Consider the following 23329-nt stretch of genomic DNA (forward strand, 5'->3'; position numbering starts at 1 on the left):
CGGCCAATCAGGGATTGGCCGTTATTATTAGTCTTGCTCAGCTATTTTAAAGCTAGATCTTATCTGCAACAAAAGTCTGAATATCACTCAGGCTATTATCTAGCACACTATAAGATTCGTCACGCTCGAAAAGATCTTTCATATGCTCTGGCAACACAGGAGTTTCACAACCCGCCTTCTCAACGGCTTCAGGAAACTTCACAGGATGAGCCGTTGCCAAGGTAATCATTGGGACTGACGGGTCTTTCCAGCAATGGCGAGCCGCCTCGAGACCAATCGCAGTATGCGGATCAAGAAGGTATTGCGTCTTAGCAAATACATCAGCAATGACTTCGCAGGTTTTTTCATCATCGACTTTATAGCTATCAAAGTTATCTTTTACAAAAGACCAAGCTTGGTCATTTAACGACACATCACCTTTATTAAAGCGCGCCATCAAATCATCAATTGCTGCGCCATCACGACCATGAGCATCAAACAACAAACGCTCAAAGTTACTAGAAACCATGATGTCCATACTTGGCGATAAAGTCACGTTCAAAGACTGACGACTCATGTCGTTTTCTGCGATAACACGATGCAAGATATCGTTTTGATTGGTTGCAACCACCAGCTGATCGATCGGTAAGCCCATTTTCTTCGCTAAATAACCGGCAAAAATATCGCCAAAGTTACCAGTCGGCACAGAGAAAGATACCTTACGATGTGGCGCGCCAACAGATAAAGCTGACGAGAAATAATAAACGATCTGAGCCATGATACGGGCCCAGTTAATTGAGTTAACCGCGCCTAATTTAGCACCTTTCAAGAAAGACTGATCAGCAAAGCTGGACTTCACCATACCTTGGCAATCATCAAAATTGCCTTTCACCGCAATGTTAAAGACATTGTCATCAATAACCGTCGTCATTTGGCGACGCTGAACTTCGGAGACTCGCTGATATGGATGCAAGATAAAAATATTCAGATGTTCTGAATGGCGGCAACCTTCAATCGCAGCTGACCCAGTATCCCCTGAAGTAGCACCAAGAATAACCAGTTTTTCTTTACGCTCAGAGAGAACATAATCCATCAAACGACCAAGCAACTGCAAGGCAAAATCTTTAAACGCCAAGGTTGGACCACGGAATAACTCCAGTATCCATTCGTTATTACCAACCTGAACCATAGGCGCGATAGAAGTATGATTAAAGCTCGCATATGCATCATTAATCATCACCTTAAAGGCATCAGCAGGAATGTCACCTTCCACAAAAGGCCACATTACTTTGAAGGCTAAGTCTTGATAACTAAGATTCGCCCAAGACGCGATCTCTTCTTTACTGTAATGCGGCAAGGTCTCTGGTACATACAAGCCACCATCATTTGCCAACCCAGCCAACAACACATCACCAAAAGAAAGCGCAGGCGCCTTACCACGAGTAGAAATGTATTTCATATTTGCTCTCTCTTACGCCAAGTTTTCAACACGGATTCGCTGCACTGTTCCAGCAACATCCGGCAAGGCTTCAATCGCCGCTATTGCAGCATTCATATTGCGTTCTTTTACATCATGAGTCATAACAACCAGTGGTACCAGTTCACTGCCTTCGCGTTCACGCTGAATAAGAGACTCAATGCTAATATCATTAGTCGATAAGATTTGCGTGATATTCGCAAGAACCCCAGCACGATCTTTAATAGTCATATTAAGGAAGAAGCCACACTCAATCTCTTCCACCGGTAGAACGCTAGTGTCAGACAAAGAGTCCGCTTGAAACGCTAAATGAGGGACACGATTAGTTGGGTCTGCAGTTAAAGTACGCGCCACATCAATGACATCAGCGACAACAGAAGAGCCTGTTGGCAATGCACCAGCACCAGCACCATAAGTCAAAGTCGGCCCGACAACATCACCTTGAACCATAATCGCGTTCATCACACCATTTACATTGGCCAAAAGCTGCTTATGAGAAATTAAAGTAGGATGAACTCGTAATTCAATACCTGCTTTAGAGCGACGAGCAATGCCTAAATGCTTAATGGCATAACCAAGATCATCAGCAAAAGACACATCTTCTGAAGTAATACGACTAATACCTTCGGTATACGTCTTTTCAAATTGCAGAGGAATACCAAACGCAATAGACGCAAGAATTGTCAGTTTATGTGCAGCATCAATACCTTCAATATCAAAGGTTGGATCTGCTTCGGCGTAGCCAAGTGCTTGTGCTTCCGCTAAGACGTCTTCAAATTCACGACCCTTTTGACTCATTTCTGTCAGAATAAAGTTACCAGTTCCGTTGATAATGCCTGCTAGCCATTCGATTCGATTGGCAGACAAGCCTTCACGAAGCTGTTTAATAATTGGAATGCCACCAGCAACCGCTGCTTCAAAAGCAACAATGACGCCTTTCTCTTGAGCTTTGGCAAAAATTTCGTTGCCATGCTCAGCAATAAGCGCTTTGTTTGCCGTAACAACATGCTTACCATTTTCTATGGCGGCAAGAACAAGCTCTTTCGCAACAGAAGTCCCACCAATCAACTCAAGAACAATATCGATCTCTGGATTGTTAACCACATCAAAAATATCACGGCTAACATTAATATTGGTGGTATCACAAGCGTCGTTATCACGACGGGCACCTATTTGCTCAATAACAATACTGCGACCCACACGTCGTGTAATCTCTTCCGCATTATTACGAAGAATGTTAAAACTACCGGACCCCACTGTCCCCAGTCCACAAATTCCGACTTTTACCGGTTTCAAAACAATACCCCACAGAGATAATTTAATTTTTATAAGACACTTAATTAAGTGACAGTTGACTCATTATAACGCCAGTATTATTCAAACCCAACGTAGAAAAGGCTGAAGAAGACTCATGTTTAGAGGAATATTTCGCGATAAGACTATAACCCAAGGTGTTTAACCAACTCAGCCGCTGGCAAATAACCTGGTAAAAACTCACCATTTCCTAGCACTATGCTTGGTGTACCACGCACACCTACTTCATTACCTAGCTTATATTGATCCGCAACCGGGTTAACACACTTATTTTCAGGAATTTCAGAACCTAATTTAGCCTTAGTCAACCATTCTTTAGGTTCTGCCGAACACCAAATACTTACCATTTTTGTGTAGGCTTCTGAACCGATGCCTGCTCTTGGATAAGCCAAGTAGCGAACAGTAACACCTGCCGCATTAAGTTTTGGCACTTCTTTATGAAGCATACGACAGTAACCACAATCCACATCAGTGAATACAGTAATGTGCGCTTTCTCGTCCTTCGCTTTATAGACGATCATTTCCGACTCAGGAAGTGTTTCAATTTTAGTCAGTTTTGCTTTTTCTGTTTCATTTTCCAGCACTGTATTGTCAATCCGGTAAAGGTCACCAGGCACAAAATACTTACCATCTTGCGTCACATGCAATGTGGGACCATTTTTTAAGACAACAACATACAAACCTGCCCCTTTATGCAACTCAGCACTCTCAACTTCGTATTGAGGCAGAGCTGTTTGAACAGCAGATAAAACAGCGGATTGATCAGCAAACACGGCACAGGAAAGAGGAAAAAACATACTTATTGCAGTAAAGCGAAACAATGAACGAAAAAAACTCTTCATGGAGAACCTCAAAGACATGATAAACAGTCTCTATTAGGCCATACGATAGGGGGTTAGTTCCATAAAAAAAGGCGACTCGCGTCGCCTTTTTTTAATAAGAAAAAATTAACGTTTAGCCAATTTTTCTTTGATACGTGCAGATTTACCAGAACGCTCGCGTAGGTAGTAGATCTTAGCTTGACGCACGTCACCGCGGCGTTTAACAGAGATGCTTTCAACCAAAGGGCTGTACGTTTGGAAAGCACGCTCAACACCGATACCGCTAGAAATTTTACGAACGGTAAATGCTGAGTTAAGACCACGGTTACGCTTAGAGATTACAATACCTTCATAGGCCTGTAGACGCTCGCGTGAACCTTCTTTAACTTTAACTTGAACAACAATAGTGTCACCAGGACCGAAGGCTGGGACTTCTTTTGTCATTTGTTCAGCTTCAATCTGCTGAATCAGTTTAGTTTTATTACTCATGGATGTGACTCCTAATGATATGGTTTCTTATCAGCACGAAGGTTCTTCTTTCTGATAAGCTCGCAATTCCTACTCTGCCGAGGTTGAATCTTCAGTTTCGCGAATAAACTCTTCTAACAGCAACTGCTGTTCCTTGTCCAACTCAAGGTTCTGCAGAAGGTCTGGCCGGCGCTGAAAAGTTCTTCCGAGCTTTTGCTTTAAACGCCAGCGTCTAATCTCCTCGTGGTTGCCACTAAGCAGCACTGATGGCACAAGTTCACCATTTAGCACTTCTGGGCGAGTATAATGCGGGCAGTCCAACAAACCATCAGAGAATGAATCTTCATCCGCAGACGCCTGCTTTCCCAATACCCCTGGAACCATACGAAATACAGCATCCATGAGCACCATTGCCGGCAACTCACCACCGCTTAGGACAAAGTCGCCAATTGACCATTCTTCATCAATCTCAGATTGAATCAAACGCTCATCAACGCCTTCATAACGACCTGCTACCAGAATAAATTCTGCTTGTTTAGCAAGCTGTTGCACGCCTTCTTGCGTTAGCGTACGCCCTTGAGGGGATAGATAAATAACTTTTGCATTGGGCACCGATAACTTGGCACTCGCAATAGCATCTTTGAGAGGCTGAACTTTCATCAGCATCCCTGGACCACCACCATAAGGTCGATCATCTACAGTCTTATGCTTGTCATGTGTAAAGTCTCGGGGATTAACATAATCCACCTCAACTAACCCAGACTTAATGGCTCTGCCTGTTACTCCATACTGGGTAATGGCCTGAAACATCTCCGGAAAGAGCGATATAACGCTAACCTTCACGTTGTGACCTCAGCTTATCTGTTTAAAATTCTGGATCCCAGTCAACGACCATTTCCTGCTGTTCTAAATCGATGTTTAAAACATAAGTTCCTGGAGCATAAGGAATCAATCGCTCTTCACGATCAAAGCTACCTTCACACGCACGGACAACAATTACATCATTCGCACCAGTTTCCATAAGTTGAGAAACCTTCCCTAAGAGGACACCCTCTTTGGTAATAACCCTCAGTCCTTCCAGTTGGCTCCAGTAATAATCACCTTCTTCCAAATCTGGTAGTTCTGCTGCATCAATATAAACATCCATACCGCAGATATCTTTTACTTGATCTCTGTCGGTATAACCTTTTACCGATGCGACCAAACCTCGTCCTTGCAGACGGCCTTGGCTTAATTCAACGATTTTCCACCCACTAGGAGTTTTCAACCACCAATGCTTGTAATCAAAGATCCCTTGCATTGGATCGGTGTGCGAATATAACTTCACCCACCCTTTAACACCATATACCGATGTAATGCGTCCAACCACAAGGGCTTGCTCAGGAGCGGCCGCTTGTTTTAACTCAGACATAGCATTACCTCAGTATTAAGCGTTTTTGCTAGCATCTTTTACAAGCTGCGCAGCACGGTCAGAAAGTTGAGCGCCTTGGCTAACCCAATGATTTACGCGATCTAGATCGATGCGTAGACGTTCTTCTTGACCACGAGCAACAGGGTTAAAGAAACCCAAACGCTCGATATAACGACCATCACGTGCACGACGGCTATCAGCCACGTTCAAATGATAGAATGGGCGCTTTTTAGAGCCACCACGAGAAAGACGAATAGTTACCATATGATTGGTTCCTTATTGCTTAACGAAACACCCCTTGCCGAGTCGAATTTTTGACTCATACAACAAGAAGGCGGCATATTCTAGTCGATTAACTAGAAAAACAAAAGGGCGAATTGCTCACCCAGACATTAAAAATGGCAGTTTTTTAACTGCCATTAGTAAAAACAAGAAGATATCCTTAAAACTTAGGGAAATTCCCACCGCCTGGCATACCACCACCAGGCATCATTCCACCCAAACCACGCATCATTTTCTTCATTCCGCCTTTGGCGGTCATCTTCTTCATCATTTTTTGCATTTGCTTATGTTGCTTTAGAAGACGATTCAAATCTTGAATTTGTAAACCCGCACCTGTTGAGATACGCTTTTTACGAGACCCATTTATCACATCAGGGTTATGACGTTCAGCTGGCGTCATGGAATTAATCAGAGCCTCCATCTGAACAAACATCTTGTCATTCACTTTATCTTGAATATTACCAAGCTGCCCTCCCACACCGGGAAGTTTATCTAACATGGAACTCATACCGCCCATGCTCTTCATTTGCTGCAGCTGCTCCTTGAAATCTTCTAAATCAAAGCCTTTACCTTTTTTCAGCTTACCGGCAAGCTTTTCCGCTTTCTCTTTGTCGATCTTTTGTTCGGCTTCCTCTATTAAGGAAAGCATATCCCCCATACCAAGAATACGAGACGCCAAACGATCCGGATGGAAAGGTTCCAGTGCATCGATTTTCTCACCCACGCCTAAGAACTTAATCGGCTTACCGGTAATATGGCGAACAGATAAGGCCGCACCACCACGAGCATCACCATCCGTCTTGGTAAGAATCACACCAGTTAGCGGCAACACATCACCAAACGCTTTGGCCGTATTCGCTGCATCTTGCCCCGTCATGGCATCTACCACGAACAAGGTTTCGATTGGGTTAACCGCCGCATGCAACGCTTTGATCTCTGCCATCATATCTTCGTCAATGGACAAGCGGCCTGCGGTATCGACGATCAAAACATCTTTATGACCTTTCTTGGCATAATCAATAGCATTATTAACAATATCTATTGGTTTTTGCGACAAGTCACTAGGGATAAAATCCACACCCACTTCACCCGCTAGGGTTTCAAGCTGCTTAATCGCGGCAGGGCGATAAACATCAGCACTAACAACCGATACAGATTTTTTCTCGCGCTCTTTTAAGTATTTCGCCAGTTTAGCGGCAGATGTGGTTTTACCTGCACCTTGTAAACCAGCCAATAAAATTACTGCAGGGCGAGCGACGCGAAGGTTAAGACCATCGTTCGCTTGCCCCATTACGCTTTCAAGTTCCTGCTTAACAATTTTTAGAAAGACCTGACCTGGGCTCAAGCTTTTAGAAACTTCAGTTCCTATCGCACGCTCTTTAACGGCGGAAATAAAGTCTTTTACAACAGGCAAAGCAACGTCTGCTTCAAGAAGAGCCATGCGCACTTCACGCAACACTTCTTGTATGTTGTCTTCAGTTAATTTAGCTCGACCTCGAATACGATCAAGCGAGGAAGTTAAGCGATTCGATAAATTGTCGAACATATTGCCCTCAAATTTTGGCTCTAAATGGAAAAAACCTACGGTTTCAGTTTATCCAAGGTGAAATTGTCTCTATTATAACGGATAAATGATTTTCACCCTATACCTTTACTCTGCGGAACCCTTAGTTTCATGACTCAATTATCGCTTTGGCTTGCTTGTATCGCTTGTTTGATTGCTGGCACAGCGTATTACCTGCGTCCAGAAAATCGCTCAATCCAGTACATTGGGGCGTTTACGATTGCCCTACACACTTTTTCTCTCACTCAAGTATTACTTAACCGAGATGGTTTTAATTTTTTAACCATAGGGCTATTAATTGCTTTAATTGGCAATAGCTTGCTCTGGTTCAGTAATCGCAACAAAGATTTGTCCCTACTACTTGGCACGGCATTCCCTCTCGGAGCGGTAATCATCGCGCTAAATGCCATCGAGCCATGGAATTTGACTCAATTGCATAGCAACTCTTGGGGCACAAGCGCCCACATTTTAATCGCTTCCGTTGCTTACAGTTTATTTACCACCGCCTGTGGCGTTGGCATTTTACTTTCCATGCAAGAATACCAACTTAAGCACCACAAGCTAAAACAACTACTTAGAGTGCCACCATTACAAGTATTAGAACGCTTGATGTTTGAGTTTATCTGGGCAGCCTTCGTCTTGTTGACCATTACAATAGCAACAGGCTTTTATTTTATTGAAGATATGTTTGCTCAACATCTAGTCCACAAAACATTTTTTACAATTGCTTCTTGGTTTGTGTTTGCAGGTTTACTACTTGGCAGACATATAGCAGGCTGGCGCGGTCAGCTGGCGGTCAAGCTAACGTTGAGCGGCTTTTTCTTGCTAATGCTAGGTTACTTTGGCAGCCAAATAGCACTACAAATATTAACTCATTAGTGAGTAATGGCGTAAAGTATGTTTGACAGTCTGATCTTAAGAACCAATAATCCATTTATCTACATAATTGAGGCGATCCCTTTTTGAACGAAGTACCCTTAGGTGTTCTTGGTGGAATACTTTTTTGTCTAATTTTACTTTCTGCTTTCTTTTCGAGTTCCGAGACAGGGATGTTGTCGATCAACAAATATCGACTAAAACATCTTGTTAAAAACAAGAATCGGTCAGCAACCAAAGTACACTCTCTTTTAGAACGTCCGGATCGACTGATTGGCGTTATCTTAATTGGCAACAACTTTGTTAATATCCTTGCTTCTGCCATAGCAACCATCATTGCTGTGCGCCTTTGGGGCGACGCAGGTGTCGCTATTGCAACCGCTGCACTCACCATGATTGTGTTGATTTTCGCAGAAGTTACCCCAAAAACATTGGCGGCAATCCACCCTGAGAAAATTGCTTTCCCAGCCTCTTGGATTCTTGCGATTTTATTAAAAGCTCTTTATCCACTAGTTTGGCTAGTAAATGGCTTGTCTAATGGTCTGTTACGCTTAATCGGTGTGAATGCTTCACAGAAAAACCATGACACACTCGACTCAGAAGAACTAAGAACCGTGGTAAATGAAGCGAGTGGTTTGATCCCTGCAGCCCACCAAGAAATGCTTATTTCGATTCTGGATTTGGAAAAAGTCTCAGTCGAAGACATCATGATCCCTCGCAATGAAGTGGTGGGTATCGATATAGAAGATTCAATTGAAGAGATCATTGAGCAGATTTGCCAAAGCAGGCACACCCGCATGCCGGTTTATAATGGTGAGATCAATAAAGTCATCGGCATACTGCACGCACGCCATGCCGCTGTATTTCTTCGTGACCCAACACCATCGAAAGCCGCGCTTTTAAAAGCAACCGTTGAACCTTATTTCATCCCTGAAAGCACCTCACTAAACACCGTACTGCTGAATTTTCAAAAAGATCATCAGCAAATGGGGATAGTGGTCGACGAATATGGTGACGTTCAAGGTATTGCTGCTTTAGAAGACGTACTTGAAGAGATCGTTGGCGAATTCACCCCACCAACTCAAGACGAAGAAGAAGAAATTAAAACGCTTGATGATGGTTCCTTTAGAATTGAAGGCTCCACGCATATTCGAGAAATCAACAAAACATTGGACTGGCATTTACCAACAGATGGCCCCAAAACACTCAATGGTCTTATCATCGAAACATTGGAATTCATTCCTGAACACCCAATTAGTCTATGGGTTGGTCATTACATGATTGAAATTCAAGAAATTGAAGATAAGGTTGTCAAATACGCCAAACTTCAGTTGAAACGGTAAGGACATTCCATGAGATACTGCCCGCAATGTGGTCATGCTGTTAATATGACAATTCCTGCTGGAGACAATAGGCTGCGCGCAGTCTGTCCAAGTTGTGATTTTATCGATTACGACAATCCTAGATTAATAACGGGCACTCTCCCGCTTTACAATGGCAAGATCCTATTATGCAAAAGAAATATTGAGCCCCGTTTAGGTTATTGGACGCTGCCTGCAGGTTTCATGGAAAACCAAGAAACCACAAGTGAAGGCGCGTTAAGGGAGACATTAGAGGAAAGCGGATCAACTGCCATCTGTAAACAAGCATTCAGCATGATTAGTATCCCCAGGATCAACCAAGTTCATCTGTTCTATATCGCTGAATTAGAAAAAGATGACTTCCATGCGACAGAAGAAAGCTCTGAAGTCGCACTATTTGGTCTCGATGAAATTCCTTGGGATGAACTGGCTTTCAGCAGCGTGACTAAAACGATTGAACTATTCATCGAAGATCACAAAAAAGGTCAGTATGGCTTTCACGAAGACACCATTCACTTCAATACTGTACCGGAATAAAATGATAGGCCACCTCTTCATAGGGGTGAGCCAATAACAAAGCAGCCAAAACCCTTGCCTTTACCTCCTTACTCAGAACCATTTCCACTCGATACTCATCAACAACTTCTAGTTCATCAACCTTACCAAGAAACGGCGTCGCTCCTTCCACTGGTCTAAACTGCCCTTGGCCTTTTATCTGCCAACAACAAGAGTCATAGTCTCCCATTGAACCAGCACCAGCCGAAAACACAGCCTGCTTTACAGATTCTAAATGCGACTCAGGAACATAAAAAACTAATGAATACATAACACCTTCCAACCATTTCATTGAGATGAATAATCAATTTCCCCTGCTCACCACAGATTCGTCTGCTCCTGGCTTTGCGGTAAAACCAAAGACTTTTGATAACTAGGCGTTAGCGCACGAACTTTATCGTCTAATATTGCCGCTAACGTTGGCGCAGCGATATTATCTGACGAGTGCACAAACACACTCGGCGTCAGCCCTTCAAATAACCATTGTGACAGTTTCGCCGCCCATTGATCTAGCCAGATTTCATTAAGAGGTAAATCAGGATGACCAATAAAACGTACAACAGGATGTTTAGCCGTCGCTACAGGGTGGCAAGGCACTCTCGGCTTTTTCTTTTGCGCATCAATCAAACTATCACAGTACGCTTGTGTTGAAAAAACAGGGCGTGAATCCATCACCACACGATTCACATTACGCTCAGACAAAGCAGATAAAAACTGGCGTTCAGTATAAGTCTTATCAAAATAAGCAAGGTTACGCACCTCAACAGACAAAGGCGTAGATAACGTCCACATATCACACAAAGCCAAAATCGTCTCCAAAGCACGCTCGTCACATATAGCAGGGAACTGCAGCATGGTCGGTCCAAGTTTATTCTGTAGAGGTTGCAAGGAAAGCATGAAAGCGAACCAATCTTGCTGAATATCGCGCCAAGGGCGTTCTATTAATCGGTGAGAGACGGTTTGTGGCGCCTTAAAACTAAACCTAAAATCGCCAGCAACCGAATCATACCAACGCAGCAGCTGAGTATCGTCCACCCTAGTATAAAAAGTACTACCGACTTCAACCGTTGAGAATACTTGTGAATATCGACCAATTCTCTCCGCGGCAGGAAGCGAAGCAGGGTATAACCAATTAACCCAAGCAGGATGCTGCCATTGCGCCATACCGTAATAAATGCTCATGTGGATTTTTGACGATATTCGACAGCGTCAATAAAGTAGAATGTTTCTCTGCCTGCAAACCACCTACTCACAACACCTTCTGGTTTTAGATAGAAAGAATTAGCAGACACTAAGCTAGATACTATATCCCCCAGACTATATCTATCCGGATAGAAAACAGCACAAATCCCCAAACGCATGGTAAAGCCTCTGATGTACATGCTACACCTCCAATCACAGCGCTATAAATCAATTAGACTCAAGAATATCACACTCAAAGACCCTGTTTTGAAAAGTCACTAAGCCCTAACTAAATGGCACTTGGTGTTCCACGCTATTTAATAGAAAAAATACCACCTTAACCTTCAGAAAACACAGGACTAGACAAGCATCAATCCGATAAAAGCGTTTACAGATAGTCGATTACAAATTAGATTATGTACGCTCCTTTCTTGCATTGAATAGATAAAGCTTACGCTTTTTGGCCATGATAAAGACGGTATTATCTATTCTCGCTCCCCAAACACATAATAAGTGGAAGTTATGAACGAAAAATTTACGAATGTGCCTAATACACCACCCTTTAAGGTTATAGGTATTGCCTTTGTAGTATGCCTAATCTTGGGCTTTGGAATTCTGAACCCTGGTAGCTTGCCAATTAACTCTGTGGTGCTGGCGATTGGTCTGATGATTTTCCTTTGTGTTGCGCGAGTTCCTGTCACTATTGCTCTAATTGCTTCCGCTTTGGCAGGTGGCTTACACAGTGGGCTTTCCACCCAAGAAGCCATTGCCGCGATTAATGACAATCTGTTGGTCGGCTCTCAAGTCGGCATGACCTATATTATGGTAGGTGCACTTGCGGTTGCTCTTGCACGAAGCGGTGTGCTCGATTTGCTCGCTAGAAAGTTGGTGAGCATGTTAGGCAACGAAGATACGCATCACCAAAATAAAGTAAAATGGCTGCTTTATGGGGTTTTCATGGTCGCGTCGATCTTGTCCCAAAATGCGGTACCAGTTCATATCGCTTTTATCCCTGTGATGATTCCGCCTCTTTTGGTTATTTTTAATAAGCTGCGTATTGACCGTCGCGCTATTGCTTGTATTTTGGCCTGCTCAATCAGTTCTAGCTATTTACTACTACCTACAGGTTTTGGGGCGATTTTCTTAAATGAAATTTTGTTAGCAAACGTTAATGATGTCGGTTCTGCATATGACCTAGCGGTAACAGCTGATATGGTTCCAAAAGCTATGTTTCTCCCTGTTATGGGAATTCTTGCAGGCATGTTGGTAGCAATATTTTTCTCTTACCGCAAACCTCGTGATTACACCACGAACGAAGCCGCTCAGCAGCATCTTGATAACACCAAAGACACTGTACTGAAGCCCTTCCAGCTGGTCATGACATTAATCGCTATTGCAGTCACTTTGGTATTTCAAATCACGTTTGATTCACTGCTTGTGGGTGCCATGATAGGATTCATGATTCTATCGATTTCAGGCATATTTCGTTGGGATCAGCAGGATGATGTCTTTACAGAAGGCATGAGAATGATGGTGCAGATCGCGGTAATCATTACCATAGCGTCGGGCTTTGCGGGTGTACTAGAAGCCACAGGGGAAATTAAACCCTTGGTACAAGCGTCGGCGGAAATGATCGGAGATCACAAAGCGCTAGCAGCCGCGATCATGCTGATTGTAGGTCTGTTTATTACGATTGGTTTCGGTGATTCATTCGCCAGTGTACCAATTCTAGCGCCTATTTATATTCCTCTCGCGCTGACCTTAGGCTTCTCACCAATGGCGGCAGTCGCATTATTAGGAGCCTCGGCCGCACTGGGTGATGCAGGCTCACCAGCCTCAACCATCACTCTTGGCGCGACCTCGGGACTTAACGCCGATGGCCAACATGACCACGTTCGCGATTCAGTAATCCCTACCTTTATGCATGCTAACTTCGGCATGGTGATCTTTGCTTGGGTTGCTGCAATGATTCTGTAAACAATGCTTTTTTGTCTTCTGTACAAAAAACTAAAATACAAGGTAGCCTTTAAAACAAAGCCTCAGAGACGAGGCTTTGTTTCCTAAATAACACGAAGAAGTGAAGTTGTTATCCGCGAAAATAATGACGCCATAAACATCACTCTTTTGTGGTTGTACTAACTGCAGAGGCAAAATACGCCATAATTTCTGCTTTAGTCATTTCTTTCGTTTTATTAGCAAAACAATAATAACCAGGACGTTGGTCGCTAAAATATTGCATATCCATTTCAATACCATCAAGATCTGAAAAGATCCCGACCGACATGTTATAAGCGCCGCTTTCTTTCAGTTTATAAAATAAATGCGTGCCACATTCGGCACAAAAACTCCGTGACGCCCATGCCGAAGAGTCATACTCTTTAATGTGATCTTGACCTTCAATCACCACGTCGGTACCACATTGAACGGCAAAAAAAGGCGCACCGCCCCAGCCACGACAAGAATCACAGTGGCAAACGGTGAATTTAGGATCAATCTGATTGGCCATGATACTTACCGCACCACATAAACACTGTGCTTTTGCTTTTAACATTAGGCTACTCCTGATGAAATGAAATCTGTTGAATAAATGTCTCAATACATTCTATGGTCACCTAATGACAGCCCTATGTCAGGGGTCTAAAAGCAAATTAGCGATTATAGCGAAACCATTAACCATAACGACAAAAATACTCTTCTAACGTCATATCATGAGGCGTAAATGTTGTGGAGAGTAAATCGAGGTTTTGTATTCTATCTAAACGAAAGTTTCTAAAATCTTTACGTAAACGACACCAAGCAACCAGTATCCAGCCCTTCCTCGTATTTAATAAAGCAAAGGGTTCAGCTTGTCTTTGCGTCAGTCGACCGCTTTCATCCGTATAGCCAATATCGATGAGAAAGAAATTCGTGAGTGCGCATTGTAGCGTCGATAAATGATTGCTGTTCTTCTCTTGCGCCTTCATTTGGCTGAATTGCGTTCGTTCCGAGAGAAGATTCACCTTCGCCTTACTCCTACTGTTGAGCGATGACTTAATTTTATCTATGGCATTGGAGTACTCTTTTACTAGCGATGAATCCTTATTATGAAGCACTAACTGTTCCACCATCACCAAAGCATTCGCCTCATTTTCGGTAAACATAATGGGCGGTAAACGATAGCCTTCGACCATCCGATAGCCTTTGCCTTCTTCTGTATAAATCGGTATTCCCGAGCTCTCCAACGCTCGAATGTCTCGGTAAATCGTCCTGACACTGACTGAAAACCGAGCCGCCAACTCTGTCGCCGTAACTAACGACTTCGCCTGTAATTGTGTCGCAATTGCGGTTAATCGCGAAAGCCGTTTTACATCACTGCCACTCAAAACATTCACCCCTATTTAAAGACTCAATATGCAGTCCGCACGCTACGGTAATTCCCCACCAAAAAACCGACTTATCAATAAGCTAATGATGCGCAAGCTTTAGCAAAGTAATGACAATACAGTTGATAGAAGCGCGTAACATGAATAGGCTTTCCCCCTTTGTATTGGTGTAAAAAATAAAAGTGCCACTCTCTGCCTCTTATTTCAGGCAACACTCTAACAAGTCGCTCTTTATTAAGATCTGTTTGCGCTAAGAACTCGGGCAACAATGCAACCCCCATATCACTTAAAACCGCCTCTAAAGCAGAAGTCAGAGTATTCACTTTTGCACAATGAGCCACAGATATCAGTCGTTCATTCGTTTGTTTATTATCAAACAACTGCAATTTTTCACGATGCCAAGCCGTAGCAATAAATCGATGATTAGATAGCTGCTCAACACACTCAACAACGCCATATTGCTTGATATACAGTGGTGAGGCACAAAATATTTCAGACACCCTACCGACAGATAACGCACGATACCCACAGTCTTTTATATCGCCACCAAAAATTGCAGCATCTAAATTGTGCTCTATCAGATCTTGCCATTTCTCAGTAACCACCACTTCCGGCGTCAATTTAGGAAACTCCAAACACAGCTGTTTTAATACAGGAACAACAATGCCCTTCTCAAGAAAAGGTGGTACTGAGACTTTAAAGTGGCCACTGGGTTGCGCCTTTTCATCGTCAAGAGCCATGAGCGTCATACTCAACTGTTCACTCAGTAACTCACTACGAGCCAATAAAGTTTCACCTGCCGAGGTCAACACGACGCCTCGCGTATTACGTATTAATAACTGATGCCCTATTGATTCTTCCAAACGCTTTATTTGCTGACTGATGGCAGATTTACTCATACCTAATTTTTTCGCCGCCGCAGTAAAAGAACGCTTCTTTGCCACTTCGACAAAAATTAACAATAAAGGAGCCAATTTCACACTGTTCATATTTTTAAACAACAAGTTAATTTTATGAGTATTGTTCATTATGTTTTACGAATTTAAGCTATGTCAACACAACCAATTGAGGAGACACACAATGACAAGTTTAGTAATCGTTGAGCTAACCCCTATCGACAAAACAAAGCTCACAGAATACAGCGCTCTGGCCGCTGAAACCCTCAAACCATTTGATGGACGTTTTATTGCCAAAGGTGAAGTAGAGACATTATATGGAGAAGCCGTTCACCCAATGAAAGCGGTCATCGAATTTCCAGACAAAGAAAGTGCGAAAAACTGGTATAACAGCGATGCCTATCAAGCCATTATTCCATTGAGAGAAAAAGGCATGAAGTGCCAATTCCATTTGGTGTAAAAAATGCTCTCCGCGTAGCATCATCTATGAAAAAAGACCTTGGTAGCCACTTTCAGCCGCCAAGGTTAATCACCCCTAAAAAAAGAGACGGAATACTAAACATGCAGCATGTCACCTCATCGACACTTCCATTACAAAGCGCACTTCGTGATCGAATCAAGCCTATGGATTTCATTGATTGCTACTCTGTTGAAGCCGATTTATCACCACGCCATGCCGCAGAAATCATCACAGATTTTCCGGGGTGGGCTCAGTGTTTGGTTGCCATAAGAAACATCATCACGGCACCATTTGGGCTGTTAAAAGAAGGTCCTGATACTTCAGACAAAGTCGGATTTTTCCCAGTGGAGTCTGAGAATAACGAGGAACTTATAGCGGGGTTTAACGACAAACATTTGGACTTTCGAGTTTCAGTTATGTCTCAAAATGGGCGTATCTTTTTGGCCACTTGGGTGCATACCAACCACCCTGCAGGCAAGCTGTACCTAGCAACAATTCTTCCATTCCACATGCTTATCGTCCGTAATGCCTTAGCACGTGTCAAAGCGACCAACAAAATGAAGCAGCGTTAGAAAAACATGACAATACCGCTCTGATTACTTTCATCATCACGGCTTTTCAATAAGCTCGGCTGTATTGGTATGTTTGTCGTTAACTCCCTGTTTCAATACTTGAACTAATTGCTCTCACCATAATGTGCTGTGGGCCTGCGGATCCACCATAATAAAGACTATTGGTGTCTTTAAAACCTCCCTTTAAGTACAGTGCTTTAGCAATGGAATTTTGACAATTTACGGTAAGAAATATCTCGGTATGGTTTGGATAGGCTTCACTCAGGTAGTTTGGCAAGATCAAAATAGCTTGTTTTGCATAGCCTCCGCCTTGGTATTCTTTGCTGATAAAGAAGCTACGTAAGCCGATTGAGTTAGATTGCTTGGCAAAATCGTAGTTTTTCGAATAGGTGATATCTATCAGGAAGAAACCAACGATTTGATCCTCCGCGAAAATAACATGAGGGCGAACTTGTGCATTAGCACTTTTTAGAATCTCATCAATCGTGCCAACAAACTTTCTTTGCTCTTCCACAACGCCCAAATTAATGACGTCCGCTAGGTGTTGAGTCGTCATCTTTTCGATAATCACCATATCCTCTACTCCTAATTTTTTTCTTTTTTATCTTGTTGTATTTATTCTATTGGCCCAAATTATAAACAGCTATCCAAGTTAAACGTGGTGCTTTATGTTTGTTATCAAGATTGTGGTTGCCGTGATTGTAATACTGGGCCTAGCGGTTTATTTCGTTAATTTAAACATTAAATCCAAGGTAAATCCTATCGAGGAAACCACATCCGCGCCTTATCATAACGCTAAGTTTTATAATACAGCGCCTCGTATCCCCATGTCTTTTTCTGATATGGCCGCTTTATGGGTTCGTTTTTTCACTGAAAAAAAAGTCGACACTACGCCCGATATCAGCATTCCGCTACACACTGTTAGTCGTACTGATTTAGAGGTACTGAGTAAGGATACGCTGCACCTGATTAAGCTTGGACATTCCTCTATATTGCTAAAAGTTTATGGCGAATATTGGCTAATTGACCCAGTCTTCTCAGATCGCGCGTCGCCCTTTCAGTTTGCTGGACCAAAACGATTCCACCAGCCACCAATCAACCTAGAAGATCTGCCACCTATCGATAAAGTATTGATTTCCCATAACCATTACGATCATTTGGATAAGGCAAGCATTAAAGTTTTACAAGCAAAAACACAGCAATTCTTGGTACCAAAAGGAGTTGATGGTGATCTAGTAAATTGGGGAGTTGAAATACATAAAATTACCACGTTCGATTGGTGGCAGGAACTTCAAACTAATCAAGGCTTGGTCGCCTTTACACCGACTCAGCACTTTTCGGGACGTGGTATGGGCGATGGCAACGCGACTTTATGGGGAGCTTGGGTTATTAAAACACCGCAGGAAAGTATTTTCTTTAGCGGTGACTCTGGCTATTTTTCAGGTTTTAAACAAACAGGTGAAAAATACGGGCCATTCGATCTCACCATGATAGAAACCGGCGCTTACGATGAAGATTGGGCCGATATTCACATGAAGCCAGAAGAAAGCGTTCAGGCCCATATCGACTTACAAGGAAAAGTGATGATGCCAATTCACAATGGCACTTTCGATCTGGCATTCCATACATGGCATGATCCGTTTGACCGAGTGGTTGCCGAATCAGAACGCAGGAATGTGACCTTAAGTACACCTGAATTTGGTCGTATTGTTTCTATTAACAATCTGCCACCATTAACGCCTTGGTGGAATAAGTAATAAACGTGTCGAAGGTTTTGTATAAGGTCAGTTCGGTGCCCCTTCAAACATTCTATTACGAGCGCTATTCAAGTGTTTCTTCATTGCTTCTCGTGCCGCAGCAGGATTACCGTCTCTTATCGCTTCGACTATCTCATTATGCTCTTTCTGAACAAGTTGTAAGCGAGACTCTGGGTGTAACAAGGATAAATTCCGCGTGATATTGATGCCTTCTTTAATGCTCTTGCGCAGCAACTCCAATACCGTACTATAAAAATGATTATTGGCTGCGTTGGTAATGGCAATATGAAAATCAAAATCTTCATCTGTCGCCAATTTATTCGAAGCATTCGCCACATTCATCTTTTCATACGCTTTAACGATTGCGTCTAACTGGACACTAGTCCTACGCTCCGCAGCAAGTGCAGCAGCATCTGCCTCAAGATTAGAACGAAACTCAAAGCAACGTTGAATATCAGCAATACTTGAAAGTGGTGAAAACTGTAAAACCAGATTATCTGGCTGCTTGATAACATAACTGCCCGATCCACGCCGTGATGCTATCAGCTCATCTTCACGTAAACGAGAAAGTGCTTCACGTAATACAGGTCGAGAGACTTTAAATTCCTGACACAGTATGGTTTCAGCCGGAAGCTTTGTATTCAGCCCATAAGTACCATCCATGATTAATGCAAGTATCTGTTCATAAACTATTGCACCAAGAGACTGCTGGGAGTTTTTTGTTCGAGTAGGAACCTTACTCATAGTGTTTCACCGACTTAATAAATGGAAGCAATTTAGGATTATCGACTTGGAATATCGCCCGTCTATCTTCAGCCTAAGCATGACAGGCTAAAACGCTTATTAAAAATAACACATTTTAACACCTTTTCTTATTTATAGTACCAAGACAAGACAATGAAACCAAAAAAACACAAAAAAAGAGCCATTACATACAACAACTTAGAAATAATTAGTAAATAGTTGTAATAATTAGTTTGATTTGTAAATTTTCAGGGTGTATTGTTCTCAGGCGTTTCTTACCAATGGAGATCAAGGTTAATGAGCATTACAAACAAATATAAAAAATTAGATGAAGCTGTCTTAAAGCAACTGCATCAGGTATCAACAGCCACCTTACACACTGCTCTTTTCAAAAGAGGACTGCGCAATACATATATACAAGGTGTTAGCCAAGTTAATAACACAAAAGTAAAAATGGTCGGTCAAGCATTCACATTGCGCTATATTCCAGCCCGTGAAGACCTTGATACCGTTGCGGCCTTTAAAGATCCAGAACACCCACAGAGGTTAGCGGTTGAGTCTGTTCCTGAAGGCATGATTTTAGTCTCTGATTGTCGTCAAGATGCTTCTGCTGCAAGCGCAGGTAGTATTCTTCTAACTCGATTAGAGTTCAGAAAATGTGCGGGATTTGTATCAGATGCTGGCATTAGAGATTTTGAAGGTGCTTCAGCAATGAATATGCCAATTTTCTGCACTAAGGCAAGCGCTCCAACCAACCTCACTAAGCACCATGGCGTTGACCTCGAAGTGCCAATCGGATGCGGCGGCGTTGCCGTTTATCCAGGTGATGTCTTAGTCGGTGATGGCGATGGCATTATTGTTATTCCATTAGAAATTGCAGATGAGATATCAGCTGAAGCAATAAAAATGGAAGCGTTTGAAGATTATGTCATCACTAAAGTTCGCGCAGGCAGCGCAGTCATTGGTCTTTATCCACCAAATGATGAGGCGCAGAGAGAATACAATGAATTTATAGCAAGCTAATTTGGATAATTTGTTATTGTCCAAATACCACTTGTGACATTGAGAAATACAGGTTTGACAACAAATCTGTTGGTTAAACTAGGCGTAACCCCCTAATAATAAAAAGAGACAAAGTTATGTTATCTAAAAAACTAAAAAGTACATTAATGGCTGCTGTTGGTGCGTGCATTATCAGCTCATCTGTTGTTGCTGCAGACTTTCCATCTAAAGACATTCGTCTGATCGTACCTTGGCCTGCTGGCGGTGGTGCAGATGCTATTTCTAGGAAAATCAGTAATATTGCTGAGCAGTCGCTGCCTAAATCTATCTATGTTGAAAATATCGGTGGTGCGGTAACGGCAACAGGTCTGATGCAAATGACCCGTGCTCGCCCTGATGGACATACTGTTGGTGTACTTACCTATGACAGCGTCATCACACTACCTCGCGGTAAAATGGTACCTGGATATTCTCTAGACAAAATGACACCCATTGCTCGAATTACTCGTGAAGCAGATGCCATCGTGGTATCTAAACACTCAGGCTATAACAACTTTGAAGAGCTTATTGATGCGGCTAAAGCGAACCCGAACACGGTGCGAATTGGTGTGGCGCCAAAAGGTTCTGGCCCTTTCCTTGCCGTTCGCCGTTTAGAAAAAGAGCTGGGGGTTTCGTTTAATGTGATTACTTATCCTGGCTCTTCTAGTGCAGAAGCAGAAGCGCTTCTATCTGGCGAGCTGGATGCGGCAATCTCAAGCCTAGGCGATTTTAGCGGTATTATTAGTTCGGGAGATGCAAAAGGGGTTATTGAGCTATCTTCTGAACAAAACCCATCTTACCCAGGCGTTCCACCTATTAGCTCTCTGGGTTATCAGTTAGAAACTGGTAGCTTCATTTTGTTAGCGGCACCGAAAAATACACCAAAAGAATCCATTGCCACTCTAGAGTCTGCATTTAAAACCGCATTTGACAGTAAAGAGTTCCAAGATTGGGTAACGACTATTGGCGTAACACCTAGCTGGTTGGGCTCCACTGATGTTCAAGCTTGGATAGATGAATTGCAATCTAGCACATTTAAAGTCATGGATGATTTGAATCTGTAGTAACTCGGTATGACAGCCCCGAAAATATTTCGGGGCGTTTACAAGGTAGATGATGATGTTATTCAATAAAAATATCGCGTTCTTTTTTTTGATTTTTGCTTTTTCAGTTGCTTACTTTGCGACCGCTTTCAATTTAGGTAGTCCCATCTCGAACAACCGGGTTGAACCTTCTTTTTTCCCATTATTACTAGGCTTTTTTGCTGTGTTATTTAGCTCAATTTTACTATTTAAAGAAATTTCATCTAGTAAAAACAAAGATTTAGATACGTCAAATGAAGAGTCTCAAACGACTAAAGGTGAAAAAAGAAAAACGAACTACGCCCCTCTCTTGATTATGCTATCTATATTTTTATATATCTTAGCATTTTCATTTATTGGTTATTTCACTTCATCTTTTTTGTTCGTTCTATCAATTATTGTCATTTTTTCTTCGCTGGAAAAAATTATTCAAAAATCGATTATATCAATAGTCATCGTCTTAGTTGGATATCTGGTGTTTGATCAGCTATTCGGTGTAAGACTCCCGACTGTGTGGGGTTAAATGATGGAATTCATTAGTCTAGTAGCGAGCAGCTTGTCTATGCTGTCCGATCCTTTGATCCTCGCTTATGTTATTTCGGGTTTTATTATAGGGACTATTTTTGCCGCTATCCCGGGCCTAACCGCAACACTTGCTTTAGCCTTATTACTTCCTCTGACTTACAGTTTGGATGTGACAACCGCTTTAATGGCCTGTGCAAGTATTTACATGGCAGGTATGTGTGGGGGGAGCATTACCGCGACAACCATCAATATTCCTGGCGCACCATCTTCAATGATGACAGCTCTAGACGGTTATCCAATGCAACAAAAAGGAAAAGGCGCTTTAGCATTAGGTCACGCTGCTGTTGGTTCTATGGTTGGTGGGGCATTAGGAGCATTACTGCTTATCGCTGTTGCCCCATTCGTTGCTGAAGCGTCTTTACTGGTAAAGACCACAGGTAAGTTCTCATTACTCGCCTTTGCAATTGTCGTCATTATCATTGCACAGCGAGGAAAAATGCTTAAAGCCGCAATGGCAGCCTGCATTGGCTTAATGCTAGCAACCGTTGGGTTAGATGCTATGGAGCCGGTCACTAGATTCACGTTCGGATTAAGCGACTTGACCGCTGGTATAGATCTGATGCCAGTAATTATCGGCACGTTTGCCATTAGTGAAATTCTGATCCAAACCAACTCATCCGCAAATGCAAGAAAAGCAGTGGAAGCCTTCAGTAAAGTCACTATACGTAGACGAGACTTTATTCCACCTCTTTCCTCCATTCGCAAAATAGGAGTGGTTTGTTACGTCAAATCCAGCTTGATCGGCTATTTTGTTGGAACATTACCTGGCGCCGGTGGCTCTATGGGGAGCTTTTTGGCCTATGCGGAAACCGTCCGAACATCCTCCGATCCCGAGAGCTTTGGCAAGGGCAACCCAAAAGGTATTGCGGCATCAGAAAGTGCCAATAATGCCGTGTGTGGTGGTGCGCTGGTCCCTATGTTGACCTTCGGTATACCTGGCGACCCAATTACTGCGATTATGCTAGGTGTTTTAGTCATAAACGGTATTCAGCCTGGCCCACAACTTATGTCAGGGCAAGCTGAGCTAATCGCTCCCATGCTGGCATCATTGCTCTTTAGTGCAATTGTGTTGATTCCGCTGACCCTATTTTTGCTTGGGCCTTACTTCATCAAAATCGTCTCTATTCGCAAAGACATTCTTTATGGAATCATCGCACTCCTAGCCGTTGTCGGTAGCTATGTCGCAACTTATTCAGGCTTTCAAATGATAATGGCGTTAATGATGGGAGTTCTGGCGTATTATCTAAGAAAGAACGACTTCCCTATTATCACGCTACTATTAGGTTTTATTTTAGGGCCGAATTTAGAAGAATTTTTACGCAGATCCCTTGCTCTGTCTAATGGTAATCCACTTACTTTCTTCACAAATCTCGACAGTCTTTTCTTTATTATTTTAACCTTGGTTTTTGTCTATTTTCTAGCCATAAAGCAACCTCTTAAAAGCCCCGTAAAGCAAACTAAATAAAGAACTAGAGCTATTACTCTAAACCAGTAATAGCTCTAGTTCGCACTTCTTAGTCCTTTTAAGAAAAGCGCTTAA

At 42.6% G+C, this 23329-nt stretch carries 27 protein-coding genes; 11 read left to right on the forward strand and 16 right to left on the reverse strand.

Features of this window, described 5'->3' with window-relative positions:
- Positions 1 to 52: 52 nt before the first annotated feature.
- The 8 genes from thrC to ffh form a co-directional block, all read right to left on the reverse strand.
- The gene (thrC, locus tag DFP80_RS15770; RefSeq protein ID WP_113917773.1) at positions 53 to 1438 is read right to left on the reverse strand and encodes a threonine synthase; all 1386 of its coding nucleotides are present in this window, start codon (positions 1436 to 1438) and stop codon (positions 53 to 55) included.
- Between the two features lie 12 nt (positions 1439 to 1450).
- Complete coding sequence (locus DFP80_RS15775) at positions 1451 to 2752, reverse strand: homoserine dehydrogenase (RefSeq protein ID WP_113917774.1); 1302 nt, start codon at positions 2750 to 2752, stop codon at positions 1451 to 1453.
- Between the two features lie 143 nt (positions 2753 to 2895).
- On the reverse strand, positions 2896 to 3612 hold the full coding sequence (locus tag DFP80_RS15780) for a thioredoxin fold domain-containing protein (RefSeq protein WP_113917775.1): 717 nt from the start codon (positions 3610 to 3612) through the stop codon (positions 2896 to 2898).
- 105 nt (positions 3613 to 3717) lie between these two features.
- The gene (rplS, locus tag DFP80_RS15785; RefSeq protein ID WP_113917776.1) at positions 3718 to 4080 is read right to left on the reverse strand and encodes a 50S ribosomal protein L19; all 363 of its coding nucleotides are present in this window, start codon (positions 4078 to 4080) and stop codon (positions 3718 to 3720) included.
- Positions 4081 to 4149: 69 nt separating this feature from the next.
- Positions 4150 to 4902: a tRNA (guanosine(37)-N1)-methyltransferase TrmD gene (gene trmD, locus DFP80_RS15790; protein ID WP_113917777.1), complete on the reverse strand. Its 753-nt coding sequence runs from the start codon at positions 4900 to 4902 to the stop codon at positions 4150 to 4152.
- Between the two features lie 22 nt (positions 4903 to 4924).
- Positions 4925 to 5470 (reverse strand): ribosome maturation factor RimM, encoded by a 546-nt coding sequence (gene rimM, locus DFP80_RS15795; protein WP_113917778.1) that lies wholly within the window; start codon positions 5468 to 5470, stop codon positions 4925 to 4927.
- Positions 5471 to 5485: 15 nt separating this feature from the next.
- Positions 5486 to 5734 (reverse strand): 30S ribosomal protein S16, encoded by a 249-nt coding sequence (gene rpsP, locus DFP80_RS15800; protein WP_012071436.1) that lies wholly within the window; start codon positions 5732 to 5734, stop codon positions 5486 to 5488.
- A gap of 178 nt (positions 5735 to 5912) precedes the next feature.
- On the reverse strand, positions 5913 to 7298 hold the full coding sequence (gene ffh / locus DFP80_RS15805) for a signal recognition particle protein (protein WP_113917779.1): 1386 nt from the start codon (positions 7296 to 7298) through the stop codon (positions 5913 to 5915).
- A gap of 129 nt (positions 7299 to 7427) precedes the next feature.
- Between ffh and DFP80_RS15810 the strand changes: the two genes are divergently transcribed.
- The 3 genes from DFP80_RS15810 to DFP80_RS15820 all read left to right on the forward strand — a co-directional run bounded on the left by DFP80_RS15810 (position 7428) and on the right by DFP80_RS15820 (position 10090).
- Complete coding sequence (locus DFP80_RS15810) at positions 7428 to 8195, forward strand: cytochrome C assembly family protein (RefSeq protein WP_113917780.1); 768 nt, start codon at positions 7428 to 7430, stop codon at positions 8193 to 8195.
- Positions 8196 to 8278: 83 nt separating this feature from the next.
- Positions 8279 to 9535: an HlyC/CorC family transporter gene (locus DFP80_RS15815; RefSeq protein ID WP_113917781.1), complete on the forward strand. Its 1257-nt coding sequence runs from the start codon at positions 8279 to 8281 to the stop codon at positions 9533 to 9535.
- A 9-nt stretch (positions 9536 to 9544) separates the two neighbouring features.
- Positions 9545 to 10090, forward strand: a complete 546-nt coding sequence (locus DFP80_RS15820) for an NUDIX hydrolase (RefSeq protein ID WP_113917782.1) — start codon at positions 9545 to 9547, stop codon at positions 10088 to 10090.
- Here the strand turns inward: DFP80_RS15820 and DFP80_RS15825 are convergent.
- From DFP80_RS15825 to DFP80_RS15835, 3 genes are read right to left on the reverse strand one after another with little or no spacing between them, the layout of a single operon-like run.
- Positions 10071 to 10379: a YqfO family protein gene (locus DFP80_RS15825; RefSeq protein WP_113917783.1), complete on the reverse strand. Its 309-nt coding sequence runs from the start codon at positions 10377 to 10379 to the stop codon at positions 10071 to 10073. The genes DFP80_RS15820 and DFP80_RS15825 overlap by 20 nt on opposite strands.
- Before the next feature lie 47 nt (positions 10380 to 10426).
- The gene (locus tag DFP80_RS15830) at positions 10427 to 11290 is read right to left on the reverse strand and encodes a DUF72 domain-containing protein (protein WP_113917784.1); all 864 of its coding nucleotides are present in this window, start codon (positions 11288 to 11290) and stop codon (positions 10427 to 10429) included.
- Complete coding sequence (locus DFP80_RS15835; RefSeq protein WP_113917785.1) at positions 11287 to 11490, reverse strand: hypothetical protein; 204 nt, start codon at positions 11488 to 11490, stop codon at positions 11287 to 11289. The genes DFP80_RS15830 and DFP80_RS15835 overlap by 4 nt, the downstream gene beginning before the upstream one ends.
- Before the next feature lie 322 nt (positions 11491 to 11812).
- On the opposite strand from DFP80_RS15835, the gene DFP80_RS15840 reads away from it, so the two are divergent.
- A complete protein-coding gene (locus DFP80_RS15840) occupies positions 11813 to 13267 on the forward strand; it encodes a Na+/H+ antiporter family protein (protein ID WP_445081466.1) in 1455 nt (484 codons plus the stop codon).
- Positions 13268 to 13406: 139 nt separating this feature from the next.
- On the opposite strand, the gene DFP80_RS15845 is transcribed toward DFP80_RS15840, so the two are convergent.
- The 3 genes from DFP80_RS15845 to DFP80_RS15855 all read right to left on the reverse strand — a co-directional run bounded on the left by DFP80_RS15845 (position 13407) and on the right by DFP80_RS15855 (position 15680).
- On the reverse strand, positions 13407 to 13841 hold the full coding sequence (locus DFP80_RS15845) for a GFA family protein (protein ID WP_113917786.1): 435 nt from the start codon (positions 13839 to 13841) through the stop codon (positions 13407 to 13409).
- Between the two features lie 118 nt (positions 13842 to 13959).
- Positions 13960 to 14652, reverse strand: coding sequence for a helix-turn-helix transcriptional regulator (locus DFP80_RS15850; protein WP_113917787.1), 693 nt, complete (start codon positions 14650 to 14652; stop codon positions 13960 to 13962).
- 74 nt (positions 14653 to 14726) lie between these two features.
- Positions 14727 to 15680 (reverse strand): LysR family transcriptional regulator, encoded by a 954-nt coding sequence (locus tag DFP80_RS15855; RefSeq protein ID WP_241560282.1) that lies wholly within the window; start codon positions 15678 to 15680, stop codon positions 14727 to 14729.
- Between the two features lie 52 nt (positions 15681 to 15732).
- Between DFP80_RS15855 and DFP80_RS15860 the strand changes: the two genes are divergently transcribed.
- Both DFP80_RS15860 and DFP80_RS15865 read left to right on the forward strand, forming a co-directional pair.
- The gene (locus tag DFP80_RS15860) at positions 15733 to 16008 is read left to right on the forward strand and encodes a DUF1330 domain-containing protein (protein WP_113917788.1); all 276 of its coding nucleotides are present in this window, start codon (positions 15733 to 15735) and stop codon (positions 16006 to 16008) included.
- A gap of 101 nt (positions 16009 to 16109) precedes the next feature.
- A complete protein-coding gene (locus DFP80_RS15865; RefSeq protein ID WP_113917789.1) occupies positions 16110 to 16580 on the forward strand; it encodes a DUF2867 domain-containing protein in 471 nt (156 codons plus the stop codon).
- A 79-nt stretch (positions 16581 to 16659) separates the two neighbouring features.
- On the opposite strand, the gene DFP80_RS15870 is transcribed toward DFP80_RS15865, so the two are convergent.
- Positions 16660 to 17154: a GNAT family N-acetyltransferase gene (locus DFP80_RS15870; protein ID WP_113917790.1), complete on the reverse strand. Its 495-nt coding sequence runs from the start codon at positions 17152 to 17154 to the stop codon at positions 16660 to 16662.
- 94 nt (positions 17155 to 17248) lie between these two features.
- Between DFP80_RS15870 and DFP80_RS15875 the strand changes: the two genes are divergently transcribed.
- Positions 17249 to 18337, forward strand: a complete 1089-nt coding sequence (locus DFP80_RS15875) for an MBL fold metallo-hydrolase (protein WP_175020619.1) — start codon at positions 17249 to 17251, stop codon at positions 18335 to 18337.
- Between the two features lie 27 nt (positions 18338 to 18364).
- Here DFP80_RS15875 and DFP80_RS15880 read toward each other — a convergent pair whose 3' ends face one another.
- On the reverse strand, positions 18365 to 19081 hold the full coding sequence (locus DFP80_RS15880) for a FadR/GntR family transcriptional regulator (RefSeq protein WP_113917791.1): 717 nt from the start codon (positions 19079 to 19081) through the stop codon (positions 18365 to 18367).
- 297 nt (positions 19082 to 19378) lie between these two features.
- Between DFP80_RS15880 and DFP80_RS15885 the strand changes: the two genes are divergently transcribed.
- The 4 genes from DFP80_RS15885 to DFP80_RS15900 all read left to right on the forward strand — a co-directional run bounded on the left by DFP80_RS15885 (position 19379) and on the right by DFP80_RS15900 (position 23254).
- Positions 19379 to 20104, forward strand: coding sequence for a ribonuclease activity regulator RraA (locus DFP80_RS15885; protein ID WP_113917792.1), 726 nt, complete (start codon positions 19379 to 19381; stop codon positions 20102 to 20104).
- A gap of 116 nt (positions 20105 to 20220) precedes the next feature.
- Complete coding sequence (locus DFP80_RS15890; RefSeq protein WP_113917793.1) at positions 20221 to 21186, forward strand: Bug family tripartite tricarboxylate transporter substrate binding protein; 966 nt, start codon at positions 20221 to 20223, stop codon at positions 21184 to 21186.
- 55 nt (positions 21187 to 21241) lie between these two features.
- The gene (locus tag DFP80_RS15895) at positions 21242 to 21727 is read left to right on the forward strand and encodes a tripartite tricarboxylate transporter TctB family protein (protein ID WP_181799889.1); all 486 of its coding nucleotides are present in this window, start codon (positions 21242 to 21244) and stop codon (positions 21725 to 21727) included.
- Positions 21728 to 23254: a tripartite tricarboxylate transporter permease gene (locus tag DFP80_RS15900; protein WP_241560283.1), complete on the forward strand. Its 1527-nt coding sequence runs from the start codon at positions 21728 to 21730 to the stop codon at positions 23252 to 23254. It abuts the gene before it with no gap.
- Positions 23255 to 23329 lie beyond the last annotated feature (75 nt).

It is taken from the genome of Marinomonas rhizomae (assembly GCF_003315485.1).
In the GTDB taxonomy this organism is placed as follows: Bacteria; Pseudomonadota; Gammaproteobacteria; order Pseudomonadales; family Marinomonadaceae; genus Marinomonas; species Marinomonas rhizomae.